The organism is Streptomyces sp. 13-12-16 (assembly GCF_002114215.1).
Taxonomy (GTDB): domain Bacteria; phylum Actinomycetota; class Actinomycetes; order Streptomycetales; family Streptomycetaceae; genus Streptomyces.
In genome coordinates this window covers 1-5723 of sequence record NZ_NCTE01000156.1, presented here as the reverse complement: position 1 = coordinate 5723, position 5723 = coordinate 1, and the positions used below count along the sequence as shown (strand labels likewise).

Annotated in this window: 8 protein-coding genes; 1 reads left to right on the top strand and 7 read right to left on the bottom strand. The window is 71.7% G+C overall.

Annotated features, from left to right (window positions below; genetic code table 11):
- Both B7767_RS07320 and B7767_RS07315 read right to left on the bottom strand, forming a co-directional pair.
- A partial coding sequence (locus B7767_RS07320) for a type VII secretion system-associated protein (RefSeq protein ID WP_143652262.1) occupies positions 1-363 on the bottom strand: 363 nt, incomplete at its 3' end.
- Positions 360-1424 carry a sugar-binding transcriptional regulator gene (locus B7767_RS07315; RefSeq protein WP_179167056.1) on the bottom strand — a complete coding sequence of 355 codons (1065 nt, stop codon included), beginning with the start codon at positions 1422-1424 and terminating at the stop codon, positions 360-362. The genes B7767_RS07320 and B7767_RS07315, both read right to left, overlap by 4 nt.
- A 227-nt stretch (positions 1425-1651) precedes the next feature.
- Between B7767_RS07315 and B7767_RS07310 the strand changes: the two genes are divergently transcribed.
- Positions 1652-2209, top strand: coding sequence for a glycoside hydrolase family 25 protein (locus B7767_RS07310; protein ID WP_085571433.1), 558 nt, complete (start codon positions 1652-1654; stop codon positions 2207-2209).
- On the opposite strand, the gene B7767_RS07305 is transcribed toward B7767_RS07310, so the two are convergent.
- The 5 genes from B7767_RS07305 to B7767_RS07285 all read right to left on the bottom strand — a co-directional run.
- Positions 2206-2895 (bottom strand): NADPH-dependent F420 reductase, encoded by a 690-nt coding sequence (locus B7767_RS07305; protein ID WP_371102269.1) that lies wholly within the window; start codon positions 2893-2895, stop codon positions 2206-2208. The two genes, B7767_RS07310 and B7767_RS07305, sit on opposite strands and share 4 nt — an antisense overlap.
- Positions 2896-2970: 75 nt before the next feature.
- Positions 2971-3183: an EF-hand domain-containing protein gene (locus B7767_RS07300; protein WP_073936345.1), complete on the bottom strand. Its 213-nt coding sequence runs from the start codon at positions 3181-3183 to the stop codon at positions 2971-2973.
- A 49-nt stretch (positions 3184-3232) separates the two neighbouring features.
- Complete coding sequence (locus B7767_RS07295) at positions 3233-4147, bottom strand: MerR family transcriptional regulator (RefSeq protein ID WP_085571431.1); 915 nt, start codon at positions 4145-4147, stop codon at positions 3233-3235.
- Between the two features lie 80 nt (positions 4148-4227).
- Positions 4228-4731 (bottom strand): ATP-binding protein, encoded by a 504-nt coding sequence (locus B7767_RS07290; protein WP_085571430.1) that lies wholly within the window; start codon positions 4729-4731, stop codon positions 4228-4230.
- A gap of 274 nt (positions 4732-5005) precedes the next feature.
- Positions 5006-5723 (bottom strand): enoyl-CoA hydratase/isomerase family protein (locus B7767_RS07285; protein ID WP_107485869.1); only part of this gene is annotated, 718 nt, incomplete at its 5' end.

Genomic DNA, 5723 nt, shown 5'->3' with positions numbered 1-5723 from the left:
CGCGCTCAGCGGACCGCCGCCCGGCGCGGTCAGCACGGCCACCTCGCGGCCCGCCAGCGCGGCCGGCACCGCCTCGCCGGGCCCGTATCCGGTGGACGCGAGCTGGACGGCGCGGTCCACCTCGTCCTCGGGTTCGGGCCAGCCGAGCGCGCGCGGGGACGGCCGGTAGTCGGGGTTGTCCTCCCACTCGACGATCTCGCCGTCGAGGCCGGACCGCCACCGGCCGGTCATCGCCCACTCCGGGGGCTTCCCCTCCCCGGACCACATCGGGTCGACCACCCCCAGCCAGTGGTCCGGGGCGAGGCGGCCCGCCTCGCGGATGTCGTCCGGAACGGGCGGAAGCGCCTCGTCCTGCCGGCTCATCGCTGTCCTCGTTCGGTGGATCGGGACGACGGTGCGGGCGCGGTCCGTGCCAGGTCGTCCAGGTTTTTCGGGTCGTCGTGCCAGAGGAGACGGCGCGCGGTCACGGCGTCCGTGACGACTCCGGTGAGCAGTCCGGAGCTCAGTACGGCGCGGACCGCCCCGGTGCCGCGTCCACCGGCCGTGACTCCGATCAGCTCGGTGACGCCACGGAGTTCGGCGGCGCTGACGGCGATCGTGCGGGCGTTCAGCTCGGTGGGGATCATCCGGCCCGCGGCGTCCAGGACGTGGCCGGCCACCTCGGCGCACGCTCCCGCCTCCCGGAGCGTCTCCCGCTCCCCCTCGGACAGGGCGCCGTACACCGTGGAGTGCGGGGCGTCCCACTCCGTGACGCCGACGACGGCCTTGGTGACCAGGCCGAACCGGTCCAGCGTCTCGGCGGTGGCGGGCTGGCTGCGCAGGACGGCGGCCGTCACCGCGTCGGGCAGGAGGAACGGGGCGTGGAGCGGGAACGCCCTGCCCCCGCCCGCCGCCGCCGTACGGCGGACCGCGGTGATCGCGGCGTCATGGGCGAGGTCCCGCCCGTGCACCCCGGTCAGCTGGACCACGTCGCACGGCGGCAGCCGGGTGACCGCCTCGCTGAGCGCGTCCACCGCGTGGCTGCCGTCCAGCCCGAGTACGTCGCCCTCCTCGGCGATCTCCGAGATCAGCCGGGCCGCCGCCGTGCCGAGCCAGCGCCCGTTCCGCCACTGGTCCGCCGGCGCCGCCGTACCGCCCTCGTCGCGCTCCAGGTCGACGACGATGCCGTGCCGGAGCCCGAACCGCTCGGTCAGCGCCCGTCCGAGCGGGACGTCGATCTCGGCCGGGACGGTGATGTCGATCCGCACGATGTCGTGGGCCACGGCCGCGTCGAGGAGGCGGGCCACCTTGAACCGGCTGATGCCGAGCTCCTTGGCGATCTCCACCTTCGACCGGTGCTCCAGGTAGAAGCGCCGGGCGACGGCGGCGGCGAGGAGCGTGTCGACCGGCGCGGGTAACGTCATCGCCTCAGCCGGTCCGGCCATGTCGTCTCTCCGCGCTCTCATCGGTCCTCGACTCACGTCACTTCACCGGCTAGTTCATCTGTGCGAAGTGAGCAGCACATGACGGGGAAGCGACGCAGGAGTGACACCAGGGGCGTCAGTGACCGCCGGGACCGAACTTTCCGCCTGCCGGACGGATCACCCGTGCCAGGGTGGGGAAGGAATCATTCGACTCCCCTCCCCCCACCAGCACCTCATCAGGGAGCCCCATGCTGCGCGGCATCGACGTGAGTGCGTACCAGCCGTCCTCGTACGACACCGACGGCCTGTCCTTCGTCTTCATCAAGGCGACGGAGGGCCGTTCGTACACCAACCCCAAGCTCTCGGCCCAGACGAAGCGGGCCCGCGACGCCGATCTGGTCGTCGGCTTCTACCACTTCCTCTGGCCGGGCAACCTCACGGCCCAGGCGGAGTACTTCGTGCGCAAGGCCCCGGAGAAGCGGGGCGACATCCTCGCGATCGACTGGGAGACGACGGGCGAGGGAACACGGGCGAGCAACGCGGAGAAGGACCGCTTCATCCGGAAGGTGAAGGACCTGAGGCCGCATCACAGGGTGATCCTCTACGCCAATAGGCACTTCTGGCTCGACGTCGACACCACCTCATACGCGGGCGACGGCCTCTGGATCGCCGACTACGTCACCGCCGGAAAGCCCCGCATCCAGGCGAAGTGGCGTTTCCACCAGTACACCGACGACCCGCTGGACAAGAACGTCGCGGACTTCTCCAGCAGGTCGGCGTTGAAGGAGTGGGCCGGGGGCGCCTAGCCGCGGAACTCCGGCTTGCGCTCCGGGGAGGCTTCCGCCAGTGCCTCGGTGACGGCCTCGGCGCCCGCGCGCAGGCCGTAGACCGGGGTGTCGGGCTGCTGGCGCCAGGAGTCGTCGATGCCGCCCGCGTCCACGGTGTCGAAACCGAGCTCGTCGATCAGGGCCCGCACCTTCCGCTTGGCCGCCTCGTCGTCGCCGGCGACGGGCAGCGCCAGCCGGCCGGGGTCGCCGGCGGGGCGGTGGCGGTCCAGGATGTCCTGGGCGTACGTACCGTTGAAGGCCTTGATCACGGGGTGGCCGATCTGCCGTTCCGTCCAACGGCTCTCGGTGACGCCCTCGTCCTCGATGCCGGCGATCCTGCCGTCGCGCTGCCGCGGGTAGTAGTTGCCGGTGTCGATGACGGCCACGCCGTCGGCGGCCCCGTCCAACAGGCCGGACGGCAGGTCCGGTACGGCCTTCAGCGGGACGGTGACGACGACGATCTCGGCGCCGCGTGCCGCGTCCTCGGCCCGTACGGGCGTCGCGCCGGTCTCCTCGGCCAGCTCCGTGAGCGTCTCGGGGCCGCGGGAATTGGCGACGGAGACGTCGTGGCCGAGGGCGGTGAGCCGCCGCGTGAGATTGCCCCCGATGTTGCCCGCCCCGATGATGCCGATCTTCATGTCCGTTCGCCTCGCCCTTCCGGGGATCGATGTCCGTTCCGGTTCCCTCCGGGAACCACCATGCTCGGCATCAACCCCCGGAACGGGCGGGCTGTTCCGGACCTACTTGTTCAAGTGCGCCCAGAACTCGTCGAACGACAGGACCTTGTCACCGTTCAGGTCCTGGGACTTGATCACGGCCTCGGCGACCGCCTCGGTGACGTTCCAGTCACCGCCCTGCGCCAGGGCGGCCTTGAACTCGGCAGCGGTGATGGCCCCGTCCCCGTCCGTATCGATCCGCTCGAACTGCTTGCGCGCTTCCTCGATGTCCGCCACCGGTCCGCCCCTCATCTCGTACTTTGCCGTCTTGCTGACGCAGGTCAGATTATCGGGCCGTCCCGGACTCCAGTGCGGCGACCACCCACCCGAACTCCTCCTCGTGGGCGGAGGGCGGCTCCACACCGTTCACGATCGCGGACAGTTCGCGGTAGCGGGCGAGGCGTACGTTCGTCGCCGCCGCGAGGCGTTCCAGTACGGCGGCCGGGTCGGCGTCCCCGATCAGCTCGCGCAGGACGCCACGGGCGCGCGGCGAGTCCGGCGCGATGCCGTCCCCGATCGCCCCGCCCGCGAGCCGCACCAGCCGGCTCATGAACCACAGGGAGCTGCCGGAGGGGACGTCCGGTCCCCGGTCCGCCGCGTTGAACTCGATCATCCTGCGCATGGTGGCCCGGAACCCCGGGTCCTGGATCAGCTCGGCCAGCTCCACCCAGGCGTCCACCTGCTCGGGGGTGGGGTCGTCGGGCAGGTCGGCCGCGGCGAAGCGCAGGCGGGCGCGGATGTCGGGGTCCGCGGTGTCGATGCCGTCGAAGACCTCCGCCATGAAGTCCTCGATGATCCGCTTCCGCTCGGTGGTGGACAGCCGTGCCAGCTTGTTCATGAGCGTCGTCTCCTCTGCGGTCGAGCCGCGTCGTGCCACGGTCGACAGCACCGCGCGGGTCACCCTCAAGGACCGGATCTGCGCGTCCAGCGCGGCCACGTGCGCCGCCGCGACCTGCGCGACCGTCGTCTCACCGGTCAGCACCCGGCGTACGTCGGTGAGGCCGAGGCCCAGCTCGCGCAGGGTGCGGACCAGTTCCAGGCGGGCGACGGAGCCGGCGTCGTAGAGCCGGTACCCGCCCGCCGAACGGGCCACCGGGGGCAGGGCGCCCTCGTCCGACCAGTAGCGGATGGTGCGCACGGACAGTCCGGTGGCGCGGGCGAGCTCGCCGATGGTGAGAAGTCCGGTGCCGTCGTCGGTCATGTCCGGGAGTCTGGGCCTTCCAGTGGCTGGAGACTCAAGCCGCGCGGGGGAGGACGCTCCTCGGGCACCCTCGGGAACCCTCAGCGGTCCGTCACGCGGATCTCGAACCAGGTGGTCTTGCCGCGGGGCAGCAGGTCCACGCCCCAGCGGTCGGCGAGCTTGTCGACGAGGAAGAGGCCCCGGCCGCTGACGTCCATCTCCTGGACCGGCATGAGACAGGGCAGTCCGCGGGACGGGTCGCGGACCTCGATCCGGATCCAGCCGCGCCGGTGGCGCATGCGGAGGCCGAAGACGCGGGCGCCGGTGTGCCGTACGGCGTTGCCGACCAGTTCGGAGACGAGCAGGACGGCGTCCTCGGCGGTCTTGGCGGTGAGGCCCCACTCCCGCAGGACGACCACCTGGGCGAGCCGGCGGGCGGTGGCGGCGGACTCGGGGCGGGACGGCAGCGGAACTTCGGCTTCCGTCGGGTTGCCGAACAACTCCAGTGCCTTCAGCGCGCGTTCGTCCTCGACCGTCGGCGACCAGCGCGACGCGGTCGCACGTCCGTCTCCCCGCGGCTGTTCCCTGCCATCCAGCCCCGCCATGCCCCCATCATGGCCGTCCGAGGGACCCCCGGGGGCCGTTCCGGGGGAATACGCCCCCCGTACGCCCCTGTCCGGCAGGAAGCCGCCGACATGCGCCGAAGGCGTTTCGGAGTCCCCGAAATGCCGTCCGACCTGGGGAAACGACTCGCGTTCAGGCAATCGACGGGCTCCCTCGACACGAACGGCTTAAGGGTGCCCCAAGGCTCCCATGAACCGCCCCATCGAGGGACCCGGAATCAGACATCGCGTCAATTGCAAGACCACGTACGAGGTTTCACAGGAACTTGGCCTTGCCCGGCCCCTCCTCCACGAAGCTGCGCATCCCCCGCTCGCGGTCCTCGGTGGCGAACAGGCCCGCGAACCAGTTGCGTTCGACGGCGAGGCCGGTGTCGATGTCCGTCTCGAGACCGGTGTCGACCGACTCCTTGGCCGCGCGCAACGCGATCGCCGGCCCCTGGGCCAGCTTCGCGGCCCACGCGTGCGCCTGCGCGTAGACCTCGTCGGCGGGGACCACCCGGTCCACCAGGCCGAGCGCCAGTGCCTCGTCGGCCCGCACCTGGCGGCCCGTGAAGATGAGGTCCTTGGCCCTGGAGGGGCCGATCAGCCGGGACAGCCGCTGGGTGCCGCCCGCGCCCGGGATCAGGCCGAGCAGGATCTCGGGCTGGCCCAGTTTGGCGTTCTCCCCGGCGATCCGGTAGTCGGCGCAGAGCGCCAGCTCGCACCCGCCGCCGAGCGCGTAGCCGGTGACGGCGGCCACGACCGGCTTGGGGATGCGGGCCACGGCGGTGAAGGAGTCCTGGAGGGCCTTGGAGCGCAGCACCATGGCCGCGTGGTCCATGGCCTGCATCTCCTTGATGTCCGCGCCCGCCGCGAACACCTTCTCCCCGCCGTAGATCACCACGGCGCGCACGTCCTCGCGCCGCGCGGCCTCCTCGGCGAGCTCCTTCAACCGGTCCTGCGTGGCGACGTCCAGCGCGTTCATGGGCGGCCGC

What these genes read in the sequence shown, in the direction of transcription:
- B7767_RS07315 (WP_179167056.1), bottom strand. Translation starts at nt 1,424, where the DNA reads ATGGCCGGACCGGCTGAGGCGATGACGTTACCCGCGCCGGTCGACACG.
- B7767_RS07310 (WP_085571433.1), top strand. Translation starts at nt 1,652, where the DNA reads ATGCTGCGCGGCATCGACGTGAGTGCGTACCAGCCGTCCTCGTACGAC.
- B7767_RS07295 (WP_085571431.1), bottom strand. Translation starts at nt 4,147, where the DNA reads ATGACCGACGACGGCACCGGACTTCTCACCATCGGCGAGCTCGCCCGC.
- B7767_RS07290 (WP_085571430.1), bottom strand. Translation starts at nt 4,731, where the DNA reads ATGGCGGGGCTGGATGGCAGGGAACAGCCGCGGGGAGACGGACGTGCG.